The organism is Pseudomonas sp. D1-36 (assembly GCF_051132205.1).
Lineage (GTDB): Bacteria > Pseudomonadota > Gammaproteobacteria > Pseudomonadales > Pseudomonadaceae > Aquipseudomonas.
This window is the reverse complement of the sequence record NZ_CP071674.1, coordinates 4,385,811-4,401,189: the sequence shown is the minus strand read 5'-3', so window position 1 is coordinate 4,401,189 and position 15,379 is coordinate 4,385,811. Positions and strand designations below refer to the sequence as shown.

Below are 15,379 nucleotides of genomic sequence, written 5' to 3'. Positions count from 1 at the left end.
TTCCTACGATTCTTGGGCCTACGACTCTTGGGCGGGCCGGGTCGGCGTCGATTTCGACTCCGGCTCTGACTCTGACTCCGTTCCGTGCGTCGAGTCCTGGCGGCGATTTTCCTGGTACCAGTGGAGCGCGATCAGCAGCAAGGTTGGAACGCCGAGCAGGGCGGTGATCAGGAAGAAATCGTGATAGCCGAACTTTTCCACCATGACCCCGGAATACCCACCGATCAGGCGCGGCAGCAAGAGCATGATCGAGCTGAGCAGGGCGTACTGGGTTGCGGAGAATTTCAGGTTGGTCAGGCTGGACAGGTACGCGACGAATGCCGAGGTCGCCAGGCCGGAGCTGAAATTGTCCAGGGAGATGGTGACAATCAGCATCTCCAGGTCGGCGCCCATCCCCGTGAGCATCAAGAACAGGATATTGGTGGCCGCCGAGGACACGCCGCCAATGAACAGGATCGGCAAGATGCCGAATCGCACGATGAGCAGGCCGCCCATGCCGGCGCCCACCAGCGTCATGATCAGCCCGAATATCTTGCTGACGCTGGCGATCTGGTCCTTGGTAAATCCTTGGTCGATGTAGAACACGTTGGCCATGACGCCCATGACCGTGTCGGACATCCGGTAGGTGGCGATCAGGCCGAGCAGCAGCAGCGCCTGCCAGCGGTAGCGCAGGATGAAGTCGTTGACGGGGGTGAGCACCGGCGCCAGGCCGCGACGGCCCATCGACGACAGGCACATGACAGTCAGGAGGATATAGAGGATGGCGCGCAGGAACGCCCGGTCCTCGAGCAGCAGGTCGAGCAGGCTGACGCCCTCGAACAGCACGCTGGCAAAGTCGGTGTTATAGAGTTGGGTGAACATGGCCGGGACCGACACCAGGAGCACGATCAGGACGAACACCGATGCGAGCTGATGGACGAAGGTATAGCGCCCGGCCTGCAACTGTGTGCGCAGTGGCACCGGAGGCTCGCGCATGAACAGTGAGGTCAGCAAGGCGGGCACCATCAGCACGCCGAACAATAGGTACGTGCCCGCCCAGGCCGAATGTTTGTAGCTGAACCCGGTGGAGCCGAAGCCCTCGGCGAAAAACAGCGCGCCGGCCGTGGCCAGCAGGGCGGCGACCCGGTAGCCGGACATGTAGCTGGCGGCCAATGCGGCCTGGCGGGTGTCGTCCACGATTTCCAGTCGATAGGCATCGACGGCGATGTCCTGAGTCGCGGAGGCGAAGGCCACTATCACCGCGATTGCGATCAGCCAGGACAGGTGCTTTTGCGGATCGCAGAAACCCATGCCCACCAGGCCCAGGATGACCAGCCCTTGGGACAGCACCAACCAGGATCGGCGGCGTCCCAGCTTGCCCAGCAGTGGCAGGCGCCATTGGTCCAGCAATGGCGACCAGACCCACTTGAAGGCGTAGGCGAGGCCGATCAGGCTGGCGTAACCGATGGTCTCGCGAGCCACGCCGGCTTCGCGCAACCAGACCGAGAGCGTGGAAAACACCAGCATGTACGGCAAGCCGGCGGCGAAGCCAAGCAGCAACAGCACGAGCGTCGAAGGACTGGCATAGGCGGCGAGGGCGGCGCGCCAGGTTTTACGGGGCATGGGCTGGAGTCTGCCTCAAAAATTGCGAAAACAAAGCGCGCACTCTAACCGCTGTGCTCTACCGGGCGCCAGCCATGGCGCTGAATATCAACACGATTATTCAGGACACTGATCCCCTCCGTGCGCAAGCGCGCGCGTTGTTCGTCCCCTGAGGGGCTTCCCACCGGCAGGCTGATCCGACCGCCGGCACCGAGCACGCGATGCCACGGCAGCTTCGTGTCGCCGGGCAATTGGCTGAGGGTTCGTCCGACCCAGCGCGCGGCGCGGCCCAGCCCGGCCATTTCGGCGAGTTGGCCGTAGGTTACGACTTTGCCGGCAGGCACCTGTGCCAGGGTGAGGTAAAGCGTGGTGCGGCGGATCTGGGCGGCGTTCTCGGTGGCCGAAGTGGCGTCAGTCACAAGCGCGGTTCCTGAAAGTGTCCGTCTGTAGATTAATTCCTACAGGGCGGGTTGATAAATGAACTCATCTTCCATACGTGGGTCAGTCGTTGCTGAGGTGTCATCCTGGGGGATAATGCCGCCTTTTCATCGCAAACTTGAGCCCATTATCGCTTATGTTGTCCAGAACCCTGCTTTGCCTAGCTGTTACGAGCGCCTCCATGCCTTTGCTTGCCGATACCGTCTGGTTGAAGAACGGCGACAAGCTCAGCGGCAAGATCACCGTTTTCGACGGCGGCAAGTTGCTGATCCAGACCGATTATGCCGGCGCGGTCCCTATCGATTGGAAACAGGTCAAGACCCTTGAAAGCGACCAGCAGTTGTTGGTCAAGCAGGACGCTTACAGTGGCGAGAAAGCCAAGGCGTTGCAGGCGGCCGAGGATGGCAAGGTGACCTTGGCCAATGGTGATGTGCCCAAGACCGTCGAGCTGGCGAGCATCCAGCAGATTCTCAAGCCCAAGCCGGTGGTCGAGGATTTGGTGTGGAAGGGCAATATCGACGCCGCACTGGATTACCAGCGGGCGGAAAACGACACCGACGACTACGACATCGACTTCAAGACCTCGGCGCGCCACGGCAGGTGGCGGCACACCGCCGAAGGCGAATACAACCGCGAATTCCAGGACGACATAGTCTCGGCTGATAACTGGCGACTGGAGTACTCCCTCGACCGGTTCATCACCGATAAATGGTTCTGGCAAGGTCGGCTCAATTACAAGCGCGACAAAGTCGAGGACCTGGCCCGCCAGCGTGTCGTGGGTACCGGTCCGGGCTACCAGTTCTGGGACGACGAACTGGGTGCGTTCTCCCTGGGTTCGCTGCTCAACCGCACCGATTACGAGTACAGCGATGGCGGCAAGGACAACTTCTATTCCGTCGCCATGAAATGGGACTACAACCGTTACCTGATCGGCAAACGGGTTGAGTTTTTCACCAATGGCGAAGTCGGCAAGCCGCTGTCTGGCGTGGCGGATTATGCCTACGACGCAGAGTTGGGGTTGCGCTATAAAGTGACCGACTGGGCGTCACTCAATCTCAAGGCCGAGAAAGATGTCATCGAAGGGACGGAAGACAGCGACATCAGTAAGACGCGCTACACGGCTGGGTTCGGTGTGACCTGGTAATCCCAGGCTAATCAACGAACCCTCCTGTGGGAGCGAGCTTGCTCGCGATAGTGGTGGATCAGACAGACCGCTATCGCGAGCAAGCTCGCTCCCACAGTTTTTTGTGCCTGAAAAATCAACAGACACAAAAAAGCCCCGCTTTTAAGGGCGGGGCTTCTTACTAAAGCAAGTACAAGTTAGATAACTTGAACTTCTTCAGCTTGCATGCCTTTCTGACCGCGGGTAGCGATGAAAGAAACCTGTTGGCCTTCTTTCAGGCTTTTGAAGCCGTCGGATTGGATAGCTTTGAAGTGAACGAACAGATCGTCACCGGATTGTGGAGTGATGAAGCCGAAGCCTTTTTCATCGTTGAACCACTTAACGGTACCGGTTTGGCGATTAGACATGGTGTAACTCCTTGAACAAAGATAACTGCGACTCAGGAAGAACCCTGGCCGAGACTGAGTGCAAAGAGCAGGAAAAATTCTTGTAGATGGTTGGATCGAAATTCAACATATCGTGTAGAGATTCTCAGTGACACAAGCAGCACAGTGACGCCACCTTAACCCTTTTTCCGGAACGTGCCAATGGTCTTTGCGAAGGTTTCTCGGTTTTAATGACTGACGGCGCTGACGGTTGCCGCCAGGGCCCGGAAATCAAGGTGGATCGGCGAGAATTGCGTCCCGCACTTTGAACCCGCCCCGCGCCCCGGTAAGATGCCGGACAGTTTTTTCCACCTCGCTATTTCAGGAAACCCGCCATGAGCATCAAATCGGACAAGTGGATTCGCCGCATGGCGCAAGAGCACGGCATGATCGAGCCCTTCGTAGAGCGCCAGATGCGTGGCGAAGGCGCCGACCGGCTGATTTCCTTCGGTGTTTCCAGCTACGGCTACGATGTGCGCTGCGCCGATGAATTCAAGGTGTTCACCAACATCAACTCGGCCACAGTCGACCCGAAGAACTTCGACGAGAAGAGCTTCGTCGACATCAAGAGCGATGTCTGCATCATTCCGCCGAACTCCTTCGCCCTGGCCCGCACCGTCGAGTATTTCCGTATTCCGCGCAACGTGCTGACCATTTGCCTGGGTAAAAGCACCTATGCCCGTTGCGGCATCATCGTCAACGTCACGCCCCTGGAACCGGAATGGGAAGGCCATGTGACCCTGGAGTTTTCCAACACCACGACCCTCCCGGCCAAGATATACGCCAACGAAGGCGTGGCGCAGATGCTGTTCCTCGAATCCGATGAAGAGTGCGAAGTGTCCTATAAGGACCGGGGTGGCAAATACCAGGGCCAGCGCGGCGTGACACTGCCGCGTACCTGATTCTGACGAGCTGTTGGAATTCCTGGGCGGGCAGGCACTCTATGAAGTGTACTGCCCGTTTTTTTGCGTCAGCCCAATGGGCCTTCGCTCAGGAGTAGCTCTATGAAGATCGATCCGCGAATCAGTGCCGAACTGGCAAGTCTTGAGCCCAATCAGATCGGCGTCCTGGCTTGGTCACTGCTGGCCCATCCTGCTGAAGCGGCAGGCGGCATCCCCGGCCAGCCAGATCCCGATACCCCCAACGAGCAGCCAACCGAACCCGGCGAACCGACACTTCCCGACGAGCCGCCTCCTGCGCCCGTAGCCTGATCAAATATGGCCCGTCAGTTGAAGCGAATGCGCTTCAGCTGACGGGCCATATTTCGTTGTCGCCAATCACGAAGATCTTGCAGTCGTTGTCCTGCTCGACCCGATAGCCTCCGGTGAACGCACCGAAGGCCGGCAGCAGGCTGACATCACTACCAAGGCGGAAACACGGAAGCCGAAGCCGTTGCCGGCCTTTGCCTGTCAAGTGATAGACCGGGTGCACATGCCCGGCCAGCACATGTCGGCTTGGGTGCGGCGTGGGTTCGTGTTGCACGGCGAACGGGCCCAGCAGCAGTGGCTCGGGTACGACGCGGATATTCATCGAGGGCGGTGGATCGCCAGCGCTCTTGTCGTGATTGCCACGTATGAGTGTGATGGGAAGTGCTTGATGCCGTTCACGCCAACCGGCGAGAGCGTTCAGTGTGCCGGGGGCATGGGAACCAGGCCCGTGAAGGAAATCCCCAAGGAAAATCAGCAATCGACACGGCACGCTTGCCAGCAGTTGATCCAGCATGGCGATATTGCTCGCCGTCGTGCCGTGGGGCACCGGTTGGCCGAGGCTGCGATAGGCAGCGGCCTTGCCGAAATGTGCGTCGGCCACCATCAGGGTTTCCTGGGCCGGCCAGTACAGGGCTTTGTGCGGCAGCAGCCAGAGTTCTTCACCGGCGAGGTTGATGGGGTAGGGCGCGGGCATCAGACGGTACCTTTATCGGCGGTTCGTTCCAGTTCGCTGACCATCCGGCGGATGCGATCGGCAAGTTTTTCCGAGCTCATGCTTTCGCGGAACCGTTCCACCAATAACGGGAAGCCCAGCGGGGTGGGGCGTTTAATGATGTGCAGGTCCAGCTTCAACGTATCGAGGCGTTCCAAGGTCTGCTCCAGTCGGCGTATATCCAATTCTTCGCGCAGGACCTCCTCGCCGGCCTGGGCCAGCAGCAGGTTATCGGCGTCGTATTGCTTGAACACTTGAAAAAACAGTCCGCTGGAGGCCTGGACTTGCCGTGTGCTCTTCGGCGCGCCGGGATAGCCGGCGAATACCAGCCCGGCGATTCGGGCGATCTCGCGAAAGCGCCGCAGCGCCAGTTCTCCGGCATTCAGGCTGGCGAGCACGTCCACCAGCAGATTATCGGTGCGCAAGAGCCCCGGGTTCAGGTGCGCTGACCAGTCCACTTGGGTGGCGCTGAGCAGTTCCAGTCCGTAGTCGTTGACCGCGATGGAAAATGTCACCGGTTGTCGCTGGCTGACGCGCCAGGCCAGCAGGCTGGCAAGCCCGAGGTGAACCTGGCGCCCGGCGAACGGATAGAGGAACAGGTGCCAGCCCTCCCGGGACTTGAGCGCTTCGGCCAGCAACGTGCCCTGCGTGGGGAGGCCGGACCAGCGCAGTTGCGTCGATAGCAATGGTTGCACGGCGCGCATCTCCGGGCCGTCGAAATGGCCTGCGGCGGCCTCGCTCAGGCGTGCTACGACCGCGGCGGCAAGTTCGCTGGAAAGTGGCATGCGGCCGCCGTTCCAGCGTGGCACGGCAGCTTTTTTCGCCTGGCTGCGCCGCACGTAGGCCGTCATGTCTTCGACCCGGACCAGTTCCAATAACCGCCCGGCGAAGAGAAACCCGTCGCCGGGACGCAGCCGCGCGATAAAACCTTCTTCCACGCTGCCCAAGGTTTTGCCGCCCCCGCCCTTGCTCCAGAACTTCAGCTGCAGGCTGGCGTCGCTGACGATGGTGCCGATGCTCATGCGGTGGCGCCGGGCCAGGCGTGCGTCAGGCACGCGCCATACGCCGTGCTCGTCCGGCTCGACCCGTCGATAGTCAGGGTAGGCCGTCAACGAGAGTCCACCGTGGCGCACGAACGCCAGGGCCCATGCCCATTCGGCAGGGTTCAAATCGCGGTAAGCCCAGGCGCCACGGACCTCGTCGAACAGTTCGTCGGGCCTGAAACCGCCGCCCAGGGCCATGCTGACCAAATGCTGGACCAGCACGTCCAGGGGTTTGTGCGGCGATTCCCGGGGCTCGATGCGCCGCTGCGCCACGGCGTCCTGCGCGGCGGCGGACTCGATCAGTTCCAGGCTATGGGTCGGCACGAGTGTGATTCGCGAGGTCCGTCCCGGCGCGTGGCCGGAGCGTCCGGCGCGCTGCATCAGCCGCGCCACACCCTTGGCCGAGCCGATCTGCAACACCCGTTCTACCGGCAGAAAATCCACCCCCAGGTCCAGGCTTGAGGTGCACACCACCGCTTTGAGCTGGCCATCCTTGAGGGCTTGTTCCACCCAATCCCTGGTCTCGCGGGACAACGAGCTGTGATGCAGCGCGATCAGCCCGGCCCAGTCCGGACGTGCCTCGAGGATCGCCTGGTACCAGATTTCCGACTGCGCACGGGTGTTGGTAAAGACCAGGCAGCTGCTGCTGGCGTCGATTTCGGCGACGACCTGGGGCAGCATTTTCAAGCCGATGTGCCCGGCCCAGGGGAAACGTTCAAGGGTCGGCGGCAACAGCGTATCGACCTGTAGGGCCTTGGCGTTGGCGCCCTGCACGCTGGCACCATTGCCTTGTGGGATAAGCACCTGTTCGGCGTGGGCCTGGTTACCCAGGGTCGCGGAGACTCCCCACACAATCAGCCCCGGATGCCAGCGCCGCAAGCGGGCCAGGGCCAGTTGCAGCTGCACGCCACGCTTGTTGCCGAGCAATTCGTGCCATTCATCCACCACGACCATGCGCAAGGTCGAAACGGCGGTTTGCGCGTCGGCGCGGGCCAGCATCAGGGTCAGGCTTTCCGGGGTGGTGATCAGCGCCGTGGGCAGGCGTCGGCCTTGGCGGGCGCGTTCGTTCGCGCTGGTGTCACCGGTGCGCAGGCCGACGGTCCAGGGGATCTGCAACGGGTCGAGGGGCGCTTGAAGTGCCTTGCCAGTATCAGCGGCCAGCGCGCGCATCGGCGTTATCCACAAGACTGTCAACGGCTCGGCCGCAGGTTTGCGTTTTCGGGGTTTGTCCGGCGGCGGCACGGCGCGGGCGAAACGGTTGAGAGCGGCAAACCACACGGCGTAGGTCTTGCCGGCGCCGGTGCTGGCGTGCAGCAGCCCCGACTCGCCGCGCTTGACCGCGGCCCACACATTTTTTTGAAAAGCGAACGGCTTCCAGCCCCGGGCGTCGAACCACTTTTTTGCGAAGTTGCTGGATGTCGCCATGCGTGCCGTGTGCGCCCTGAAGGTCCTTCTTCAGTGACCACGGCAGGAGATGAAGGTTTATTTGATCGACTGGTCGGGCACGGACCTTTGTGGGAGCGAGCTTGCTCGCGATAGGGCCAGCTCAGGCAGCATCGATGGCGTCTGGTCTATCGCCTTCGCGAGCAAGCTCGCTGCCCACGGAGGCGGGGAGTTATTTCAGATTGCCGCTGAGGAACTGCTTGAGTCGCTCGCTCCTGGGGTTGCCCAGCACGTCTTGCGGCGCGCCTTCTTCTTCCACCAGGCCCTGGTGCAGGAACAGCACCTGGTTGGAAACCTTGCGGGCGAAGCTCATTTCGTGAGTCACCATGATCATGGTGCGGCCCTCTTCCGCCAGGCCTTGGATCACCTTCAACACTTCTCCCACCAGCTCCGGGTCAAGGGCGGAAGTCGGTTCGTCGAACAGCATGACTTCCGGCTCCATCGCCAAGGCGCGGGCAATCGCCACGCGCTGTTGCTGCCCGCCAGACAGGAACGCCGGGTATTGCTCGGCGACGCGGGCCGGCAGGCCGACCTTGTCGAGATAACGACGGGCGCGCTCGTCGGCTTCCTGCTTGCTGACGCCCAGCACCCGGCGTGGCGCCATGGTGATGTTTTCCAGCACGGTCATGTGGCTCCATAGGTTGAAGTGCTGGAACACCATGGCCAGGCGCGTACGGATGCGTTGCAGCTCGTCGGCATCGGCCACGCGCATGCCGTGATGATCCTTGATCATCTGGATCGACTGGCCGTCCAGGGTCATGGCGCCGTCGTTGGGTTGTTCGAGGAAGTTGATGCAGCGCAAGAAGGTGCTTTTGCCCGAGCCGCTGGCGCCGATCAGGCTGATCACGTCGCCGGTCCTGGCCTTGAGTGAAACCCCTTTGAGCACCTCGTGCTGGCCATAGCTCTTGTGCAGGCCTTCGATGGTCAGTTTGTACATGGAACAGGCATCCTCAAGGCGAAAGTAAGTAGCCGCTGCGGTAGGCTTCGGTTCCGGCGACATGGGCGATGACCATGCCGGCGGTGGCCATGCGGCGCAGCGAGCGGGCATAAAGCAGCCCGGCGTTGCGGCAATGAACGGGCGTGACGGTGTCGTTGACCGGGTCGATGATTTCGGCGATCAGTTGCCCCGCCTCCATGTACTCGCCGGGCAGAGCGTTGTACACCAGCAGCCCGCCAACCGGCGTCGCCACCGGTTCGACGGCCGCCAGCGGCGTGGCCGGGTAGGGCAGGTCGGGCAATGGCACCGGTTCGCCGTCGATGGCACCGAAGTGGATCAGGTACTCGATCAATGCCTGGCAGTCGAGGCTCGCCAGGCCGTGGTTGACGTCACCCTGGCCGCGCAGTTCGACGGTGACGGAAAAGCTTCCCAGGGGAATCTCGAATCGTTCGCCAAAACGTTCCTTGAGTTGCCACCACAGCAGCGTGAAACACTCATCGAACGACTGGCCGCCCGAGTCGGTGGCCAACAGGCTGGCCTCGGCGCCGATGTAGCGCGCCAGCGGCTCGACCTGCGGCCAGGCTTCGGGGGTGGTGTAGAGGTGGGCCACGGCTTCGAAATCGCAATGCAGGTCGAGCACCATGTCGGCGTCGCAGGCCAGCCGCTGCAGGACCAGGCGCTGGGATTGCAATTGCGTGCTGGCGCTCTGGCGGCTCAGGGCATCGCGCAGGCTGGTACGGATCAGCCTCAGGTTGTGCCGCGGGTCGTCGGTCAGCAAGCCTTCGATTTCGTTGCCGATCTCTTCGCTCAAGTCGACGAACCGGCGGTTGAAATTCTGCCCGCTCTCCAACTCATAGCGGCCCAGCGGCACGTCCATCAGCACTTGTTCAAGGCCGATGGGGTTGGCGATCGGCACCAGCACGATCTCGTGTCGCAAATGGCCGGAGGCCTCCAACTCGGCCAGGCGCTGCTTGAGGTGCCAGGCCACGAGCATGCCGGGCAGCTCATCGGCGTGCAGGGACGACTGGATGTAGATTTTGCCATCGGCCTTTTCCGGGCCGAAGTGAAAGCTGTGGATCTTGCGTGCGGTCCCCGGCAGCGGGGCCAGCAGGTCATGTATCTGGTGGCGCATGTGCGTGTATGTCCTGGAACGGAAGCCTTAGTGGGTTGGCCCGAGGAAGGCCAGCCAGCGGCGTTCGGCGAGGCGGAAGAGGCCCACCAGTGCAAACGTTATGGTCAGGTAGATCAAGGCGGCGATCCCGAACGACTGGAACGTCAGGAACGTGGCCGAGTTTGCATCCCGCGCGACCTTCAGCACGTCTGGAACGGTAGCGGTGAACGCCACGGTCGTCGAGTGCAGCATCAGAATCACTTCGTTGCTGTAATACGGCAGCGAACGACGCAGGGCCGACGGCATGATCACGTAGGTGTAGAGTTTCCAGCCGGTCAGGCCGTAAGCCTTGGCCGCCTCGACCTCGCCGTGGTTCATGCTGCGAATGGCCCCGGCGAAAATCTCCGTGGTGTAGGCGCAGGTGTTCAAGGCGAATGCCAGGATCGTGCAGTTCATCGCGTCGCGAAAGAAACTGTCGAGCATGGGTTGGGCGCGCACCGCCTCGAGGCTGTAGATGCCGGTGTAGCAGATCAGCAACTGAATGTAGAGCGGCGTGCCACGGAACAGGTAGGTGTAGAACTGCACCGGCCAGCGGACGTAGAACCTGGGTGAAACCCGGGCAATGGACAGCGGGATCGATACCACGAAGCCGATCAGCAACGAAGCGCTGAGCAGCCACAGAGTCATCGCCAGGCCCGTGATGTTGACGCCGTCGCTGTAGAGAAACGGTCGCCAGTATTCCTGCAGGAGTTCGATCATCGCACCGCCTCCCGGGCTCCGGCGGCGTAGCGCCGTTCAAGCCAGCGCAGGATGATATTGGACGCGCTGGTGATCATCAGATAGATCAGCGCCGCGAGCACCAGAAAGTAGAACAGCTGGTAGGTGCTCTTGCCCGCGTCCTGGGCCGCCTTGACCAGGTCAGCCAGGCCGATGATCGACACCAGCGCGGTGGCCTTGAGCATCACCATCCAGTTGTTGCCAATGCCCGGCAGGGCAAAGCGCATCATTTGCGGGAACACCACGTAGCGGAAACGCTGGCCACGCTTGAGGCCATAGGCCGTGGCCGCTTCGACCTGCCCGCGAGGCACCGCGAGGATCGCGCCGCGAAAGGTTTCGGTGAAGTACGCGCCATAAATGAAGCCCAGGGTGATGACCCCGGCGCCGAATGGGTTGATCTCGATGTATTCCCATTCCATGAAATCGGTAAAAGACGTCAGCCAGGTTTGCAGGCTGTAGAAGATCAGCAGCATCAGCACCAGGTCGGGTACACCGCGAATCAGCGTGGTGTAGAGCTGGGCTGGAACACGCAGCAGCTTGACGCTGGACAGCTTGGCGCTGGCGCCCAGCAGGCCGAGCAGAACGCTTAACAACAGGGACAGGGCAGAGAGCTTGATCGTCATCCAGGTGCCTTGCATCAGGAGCGGGCCAAAGCCCTGCAGGCTGAAGGCCGAGAGCCCCAGATTTTGTAGGAGTTGTTCGAACATGGAAGATTGCCTTGGGCAGAAAAAAAGTGCCCACCCGAAACCGGGTGGGCACTGCGCATTATTTGCCGCTGTACAGATTCAGATCGCCAAAGTGTTTTTTCTGGATTTCGGCGTACTTGCCGTCGTCGTGTAACGCTTTGATACCTTTATCCAAAAGCGCCTTCAGCTCTTTGTTACCTTTCTTGATACCGATAGCGGTCTTGGAGGGCAGCAGTTCGCTGTCCACTGGCTTGCTGACTTCATAGTCTGCGCCTTTTGGCGACTTCAGGAAGCCCAGCTCAGCCTGGAGCATGTCCTGGATCGCGGCATCGAGGCGGCCGGAGGTCAGGTCGGAATAGACCTGGTCCTGGTTCTGGTAGGCCTGGGTCTTGACGCCAGCCTTGTCCAGCACGGTCTTGGCGTAGGTTTCCTGGATGGTGCCTTGCTCGTAGCCAACGGTCTTGCCTTTGAGCGAGGCAACGTCTTCGCTCAGACCCGAACCTTTCTTGAATACATAAGCCGTTGGGCCGGAGAACAGCTCGTTGGAAAAGTCGATGACTTTTTCGCGGGCCGGGGTCACGGTCATGGACGAGATCACGCCGTCGAATTTATTGGCCTTGAGGCCTGGGATCATGCCGTCGAAATCGCTTTCGACCCATTTGCATTTGACCTTCAGTTCTGCGCAGATCGCATTGCCCAGGTCGATGTCGAAACCCACCAGATTGCCGTCGGCGGCCTTGGATTCGAACGGGGCGTAGGACGGGTCGACACCAAAACGCAGTTCCTTGTATTCCTTGGCCGTGGCAGCGCCAGCAGCCACGCACAATGCCAGTGCAGAAAGGGTCAGCAGTGCTTTTTTCATTATTGAGTCCCTAAAACCAATTTGAGCGCTTGTGGCGCGTTGGATTGTTACCGGTGAAGGTCTGAACGGTATGACGGCATAAAGGTAGCAATTTCCGAACCATAGTGCCGAACAAGTGTTTTAAAAGCACTCGCGGCAGGTGACGGAACGCGATGGTGCGCGGGGATGAGCGTACATCAAAAAGCGCACCGGGATGGAGCGTGCGCTGTTTGGAAAAACGCTATGGCAAAAGACGAACGGTTTTTTGTGGCGAGGGGTGTTATTTCAGCAAGTCCTGAAGGGTTGCCAGTGTGTCGGCCTCATCGACGCTCTTATCCTGGCGCCAGCGCAACATTCGCGGAAACCGCACCGCGATCCCACTCTTGTGGCGCTTGGACAGGGCGATGCCTTCGAAGCCCAATTCGAACACCAAGGTGGGGGTGACGCTGCTTACCGGGCCGAACTTTTCCACGGTGGTCTTGCGCACGATGCTGTCGACCTGGCGCATTTGTGCATCGGTCAGGCCTGAATAAGCCTTGGCGAACGGCACCAGCGTGCGTTCGCGACTGCCCGGCGGGTTGTCCCACACCGCGAAGGTGTAGTCGCTGTACAGGCTGGCGCGTCGGCCATGGCCGCGTTGGGCGTAGATCAACACGGCATCGACGCTGAACGGGTCGATTTTCCATTTCCACCAAACGCCCATGTCCTTGGTCCGCCCGACGCCGTACAGCGCATTGCGGGCCTTGAGCATCATGCCTTCGACGCCGAGGCTGCGTGAGGCTTCGCGCTGGCGGGCGAGGTCGAGCCAGTCCCGGCCGGTCACGACGGGCGACGGCAACAGCACGGGGCTGTGGCAACGGGCGACCAACGTTTCCAGCTGTTCGCGACGCTCGGCCTGGGGCCGGCTGCGCCAGTCCTCGCCTTGCCATTCCAGCAGGTCATAGGCCATCACCACCACGGGGGCGTCTTCGAGGATTTTCTTGCCCAGGGTCTTGCGACCAATGCGTTGTTGCAACAAGGCGAAGGGTTGCACCGCAGGTTGCAGTGGCGCCTGCGGGTCGAAAGCGTCGTCGGTGACTGACTGCGGCGCTTTCCAGACGACGATCTCGCCGTCGATTACCGTGCCGTCGGGCAACGCCTGGGCCAGTGGGTGCAGTTCCGGGAATCGTTCCGTGACCAGGTCCTCGCCTCGGGACCAGATCCACAAGTGGCCGTCGCGCTTGATCACCTGGGCGCGGATCCCGTCCCATTTCCACTCAACCTGCCAGTCACTGGCTGGCCCCAGCAGGGTGTCGAATTGCTCCGCCGGTTGCGACAGGGCGTGTGCCAGGAAGAACGGATATGGCTGGCCGCCGCGCTGGGCATGTTCATCGTCGGACTCGGCGGCGATCAGCTTGAGGTAGCTGGCCGCCGTGGGACGATGGGACAGATCGGTGTAGCCCACCAGTCGTTGGGCCACCCGTTTGCTGTCCAGCCCGGCCATGGTCGCCAGGGCACGGGTCACCAATAGCTTGGACACACCGACGCGGAAACTGCCGGTGATCAGCTTGATGCAGAGCATCAGGCTCGACCGGTCGAGCTGCGCCCACAGCGCCGGAAGCCGTTGAGCCAGGACCTCGGGCGACTCACCGCGCAGCGGCAACAGTTTCTCTTCGATCCAAAGCGCCAGGCCCTCGTCGCTGTTGTGGGTCGATTCGGGAAGGACCAGAGAAATGGTTTCGGCCAGGTCGCCCACGGCCTGATAACTTTCCTCGAACAGCCAGAGCGACAACCCGGACACCCGGACCGCCAGCTCCCGCAGGATTTTCACCGGCACCAGTTGCCGTGGACGGCCACCGGAGAGGAAGTACACGGCCCAGGCGGCATCTTCCGGCGGTGCCTTGCCGAAATAATCCTGCATGGCGGCCAGCTTGGCGTTGCTGGAGGTGGTGGCGTCCAGTTCGGCATACAGCTCGGCGAAGGCTTTCATGGTGCCTCCTCGCCGCTGACGGGTGCCTGGGCGAGGTCTTCTTCATCGTCGCCGTACTCGGTGGTGAAACCCTGGGCGTCGAGACCTTGTTCGCAAAGGTGGCGCACCAGCACGGCGACCGAACCATGGGTGACCATGACCCGCTCGGCGCCGGTCTGCTCGACGGCCCAGAGCAGGCCAGGCCAGTCGGCGTGGTCGGACAACACGAATCCGCGGTCCACGCCGCGGCGCCGACGGGTGCCGCGCAGGCGCATCCAGCCACTGGCGAAGGCGTCGCTGTAGTCGCCGAAACGACGCATCCAGCTGCTACCGCCGGCGGAAGGTGGAGCAATGATCAGCGCCTGGCTCATGATCGGGTCGTTCTTTTTGAAATCGCCCGCATAAAGTGTCGGCGGCAGGTGAATACCTGCTTCTCGGTACACCCGGTTCAACGGTTCCACCGCGCCGTGGGCGAGGATCGGCCCGAGGCTTTCATCGATGCCGTGGAGAATCCGCTGGGCCTTGCCGAAGGAATAGCAGAACAACACGCTGGCCCGGCCGGCGGCAATGTTCCCGCGCCACCACTGGTTGATCTCATCAAAGACTTGCGCCTGGGGTTGCCAGCGATAGATCGGCAGGCCGAAGGTGGATTCGGTGATGAACGTGTGACATTTCACCGGCTCGAACGGTGCGCAGGTGCCGTCGGGCTCGACTTTGTAATCGCCGGAGGCGACCCACACTTCGCCTTCGTATTCCAACCTGACCTGGGCCGAGCCCAGCACATGCCCGGCGGGATGAAAGCTCAGCGTCACGCCGTGATGCCGCAGGCGTTCGCCATAGGGCAGGGTTTGCAGATTGATGTCCTGGCCCAGCCGGGAACGGAGAATGCCTTCGCCGGGGGCCGCTGCGAGGTAGTGCTGGTTGCCGCCGCGGGCATGATCGCCGTGGGCGTGGGTAATCACTGAGCGTTCTACCGGGCGCCAGGGGTCGATGTAGAAATCTCCGGGCGGACAGTACAGGCCTTCGGGGCGGGCAATGACAAGATCCATGCGGTCACCGGGGCGATGGGCTTGTCAGGTAGAGGCGGGGGCGGGGGGAGAAGTTCG

At 61.6% G+C, this 15,379-nt stretch carries 15 protein-coding genes; 3 read left to right on the top strand and 12 right to left on the bottom strand.

Annotated features, from left to right (window positions below; all coding sequences use genetic code 11):
• Positions 1 to 18 precede the first annotated feature (18 nt).
• Both J3P76_RS19555 and J3P76_RS19550 read right to left on the bottom strand, forming a co-directional pair.
• The gene (locus tag J3P76_RS19555; protein WP_434609902.1) at positions 19 to 1,602 is read right to left on the bottom strand and encodes an AmpG family muropeptide MFS transporter; all 1,584 of its coding nucleotides are present in this window, start codon (positions 1,600 to 1,602) and stop codon (positions 19 to 21) included.
• Between the two features lie 44 nt (positions 1,603 to 1,646).
• Positions 1,647 to 2,000: an MGMT family protein gene (locus J3P76_RS19550; protein WP_434562610.1), complete on the bottom strand. Its 354-nt coding sequence runs from the start codon at positions 1,998 to 2,000 to the stop codon at positions 1,647 to 1,649.
• 155 nt (positions 2,001 to 2,155) lie between these two features.
• Between J3P76_RS19550 and J3P76_RS19545 the strand changes: the two genes are divergently transcribed.
• A complete protein-coding gene (locus tag J3P76_RS19545) occupies positions 2,156 to 3,163 on the top strand; it encodes a DUF481 domain-containing protein (RefSeq protein WP_420764300.1) in 1,008 nt (335 codons plus the stop codon).
• 176 nt (positions 3,164 to 3,339) lie between these two features.
• Here J3P76_RS19545 and J3P76_RS19540 read toward each other — a convergent pair whose 3' ends face one another.
• Positions 3,340 to 3,549, bottom strand: a complete 210-nt coding sequence (locus tag J3P76_RS19540; protein WP_002554837.1) for a cold-shock protein — start codon at positions 3,547 to 3,549, stop codon at positions 3,340 to 3,342.
• 353 nt (positions 3,550 to 3,902) lie between these two features.
• Here J3P76_RS19540 and dcd point away from each other — a divergent pair, with 353 nt between their 5' ends.
• Together dcd and J3P76_RS19530 are read left to right on the top strand one after the other, a co-directional pair.
• Positions 3,903 to 4,469, top strand: coding sequence for a dCTP deaminase (gene dcd, locus J3P76_RS19535; protein ID WP_017126297.1), 567 nt, complete (start codon positions 3,903 to 3,905; stop codon positions 4,467 to 4,469).
• Between the two features lie 102 nt (positions 4,470 to 4,571).
• Positions 4,572 to 4,778 carry a hypothetical protein gene (locus tag J3P76_RS19530; RefSeq protein ID WP_420764301.1) on the top strand — a complete coding sequence of 69 codons (207 nt, stop codon included), beginning with the start codon at positions 4,572 to 4,574 and terminating at the stop codon, positions 4,776 to 4,778.
• Positions 4,779 to 4,812: 34 nt separating this feature from the next.
• Here the strand turns inward: J3P76_RS19530 and pdeM are convergent, their stop codons facing one another.
• The 9 genes from pdeM to J3P76_RS19485 all read right to left on the bottom strand — a co-directional run bounded on the left by pdeM (position 4,813) and on the right by J3P76_RS19485 (position 15,322).
• Positions 4,813 to 5,469 (bottom strand): ligase-associated DNA damage response endonuclease PdeM, encoded by a 657-nt coding sequence (pdeM, locus tag J3P76_RS19525; protein ID WP_434701155.1) that lies wholly within the window; start codon positions 5,467 to 5,469, stop codon positions 4,813 to 4,815.
• Positions 5,469 to 7,955: a ligase-associated DNA damage response DEXH box helicase gene (locus tag J3P76_RS19520; protein WP_434650129.1), complete on the bottom strand. Its 2,487-nt coding sequence runs from the start codon at positions 7,953 to 7,955 to the stop codon at positions 5,469 to 5,471. The genes pdeM and J3P76_RS19520 overlap by 1 nt, the downstream gene beginning before the upstream one ends.
• Positions 7,956 to 8,145: 190 nt before the next feature.
• Complete coding sequence (locus J3P76_RS19515; RefSeq protein WP_420764304.1) at positions 8,146 to 8,910, bottom strand: ABC transporter ATP-binding protein; 765 nt, start codon at positions 8,908 to 8,910, stop codon at positions 8,146 to 8,148.
• 13 nt (positions 8,911 to 8,923) lie between these two features.
• The gene (locus J3P76_RS19510) at positions 8,924 to 10,042 is read right to left on the bottom strand and encodes a succinylglutamate desuccinylase/aspartoacylase family protein (protein WP_434701154.1); all 1,119 of its coding nucleotides are present in this window, start codon (positions 10,040 to 10,042) and stop codon (positions 8,924 to 8,926) included.
• Positions 10,043 to 10,069: 27 nt separating this feature from the next.
• The gene (locus J3P76_RS19505; protein WP_434701153.1) at positions 10,070 to 10,780 is read right to left on the bottom strand and encodes an ABC transporter permease; all 711 of its coding nucleotides are present in this window, start codon (positions 10,778 to 10,780) and stop codon (positions 10,070 to 10,072) included.
• Positions 10,777 to 11,505 (bottom strand): ABC transporter permease, encoded by a 729-nt coding sequence (locus J3P76_RS19500; protein ID WP_420764307.1) that lies wholly within the window; start codon positions 11,503 to 11,505, stop codon positions 10,777 to 10,779. Before J3P76_RS19500 ends, J3P76_RS19505 begins: the two co-directional genes overlap by 4 nt.
• Positions 11,506 to 11,563: 58 nt before the next feature.
• On the bottom strand, positions 11,564 to 12,346 hold the full coding sequence (locus J3P76_RS19495) for a transporter substrate-binding domain-containing protein (protein WP_434562620.1): 783 nt from the start codon (positions 12,344 to 12,346) through the stop codon (positions 11,564 to 11,566).
• Positions 12,347 to 12,605: 259 nt separating this feature from the next.
• The gene (locus J3P76_RS19490; RefSeq protein WP_434562622.1) at positions 12,606 to 14,294 is read right to left on the bottom strand and encodes an ATP-dependent DNA ligase; all 1,689 of its coding nucleotides are present in this window, start codon (positions 14,292 to 14,294) and stop codon (positions 12,606 to 12,608) included.
• Positions 14,291 to 15,322, bottom strand: coding sequence for a ligase-associated DNA damage response exonuclease (locus tag J3P76_RS19485; RefSeq protein ID WP_434701152.1), 1,032 nt, complete (start codon positions 15,320 to 15,322; stop codon positions 14,291 to 14,293). The genes J3P76_RS19490 and J3P76_RS19485 overlap by 4 nt, the downstream gene beginning before the upstream one ends.
• Positions 15,323 to 15,379 lie beyond the last annotated feature (57 nt).

Bases quoted from the DNA above. Each gene is read 5' to 3' on its own strand.
- J3P76_RS19555 (WP_434609902.1), bottom strand. From the start codon at position 1,602: ATGCCCCGTAAAACCTGGCGCGCCGCCCTCGCCGCCTATGCCAGTCCT.
- J3P76_RS19545 (WP_420764300.1), top strand. From the start codon at position 2,156: ATGTTGTCCAGAACCCTGCTTTGCCTAGCTGTTACGAGCGCCTCCATG.
- J3P76_RS19540 (WP_002554837.1), bottom strand. From the start codon at position 3,549: ATGTCTAATCGCCAAACCGGTACCGTTAAGTGGTTCAACGATGAAAAA.
- dcd (WP_017126297.1), top strand. From the start codon at position 3,903: ATGAGCATCAAATCGGACAAGTGGATTCGCCGCATGGCGCAAGAGCAC.
- J3P76_RS19530 (WP_420764301.1), top strand. From the start codon at position 4,572: ATGAAGATCGATCCGCGAATCAGTGCCGAACTGGCAAGTCTTGAGCCC.
- pdeM (WP_434701155.1), bottom strand. From the start codon at position 5,469: ATGCCCGCGCCCTACCCCATCAACCTCGCCGGTGAAGAACTCTGGCTG.
- J3P76_RS19520 (WP_434650129.1), bottom strand. From the start codon at position 7,955: ATGGCGACATCCAGCAACTTCGCAAAAAAGTGGTTCGACGCCCGGGGC.
- J3P76_RS19515 (WP_420764304.1), bottom strand. From the start codon at position 8,910: ATGTACAAACTGACCATCGAAGGCCTGCACAAGAGCTATGGCCAGCAC.
- J3P76_RS19510 (WP_434701154.1), bottom strand. From the start codon at position 10,042: ATGCGCCACCAGATACATGACCTGCTGGCCCCGCTGCCGGGGACCGCA.
- J3P76_RS19505 (WP_434701153.1), bottom strand. From the start codon at position 10,780: ATGATCGAACTCCTGCAGGAATACTGGCGACCGTTTCTCTACAGCGAC.
- J3P76_RS19500 (WP_420764307.1), bottom strand. From the start codon at position 11,505: ATGTTCGAACAACTCCTACAAAATCTGGGGCTCTCGGCCTTCAGCCTG.
- J3P76_RS19495 (WP_434562620.1), bottom strand. From the start codon at position 12,346: ATGAAAAAAGCACTGCTGACCCTTTCTGCACTGGCATTGTGCGTGGCT.
- J3P76_RS19490 (WP_434562622.1), bottom strand. From the start codon at position 14,294: ATGAAAGCCTTCGCCGAGCTGTATGCCGAACTGGACGCCACCACCTCC.
- J3P76_RS19485 (WP_434701152.1), bottom strand. From the start codon at position 15,322: ATGGATCTTGTCATTGCCCGCCCCGAAGGCCTGTACTGTCCGCCCGGA.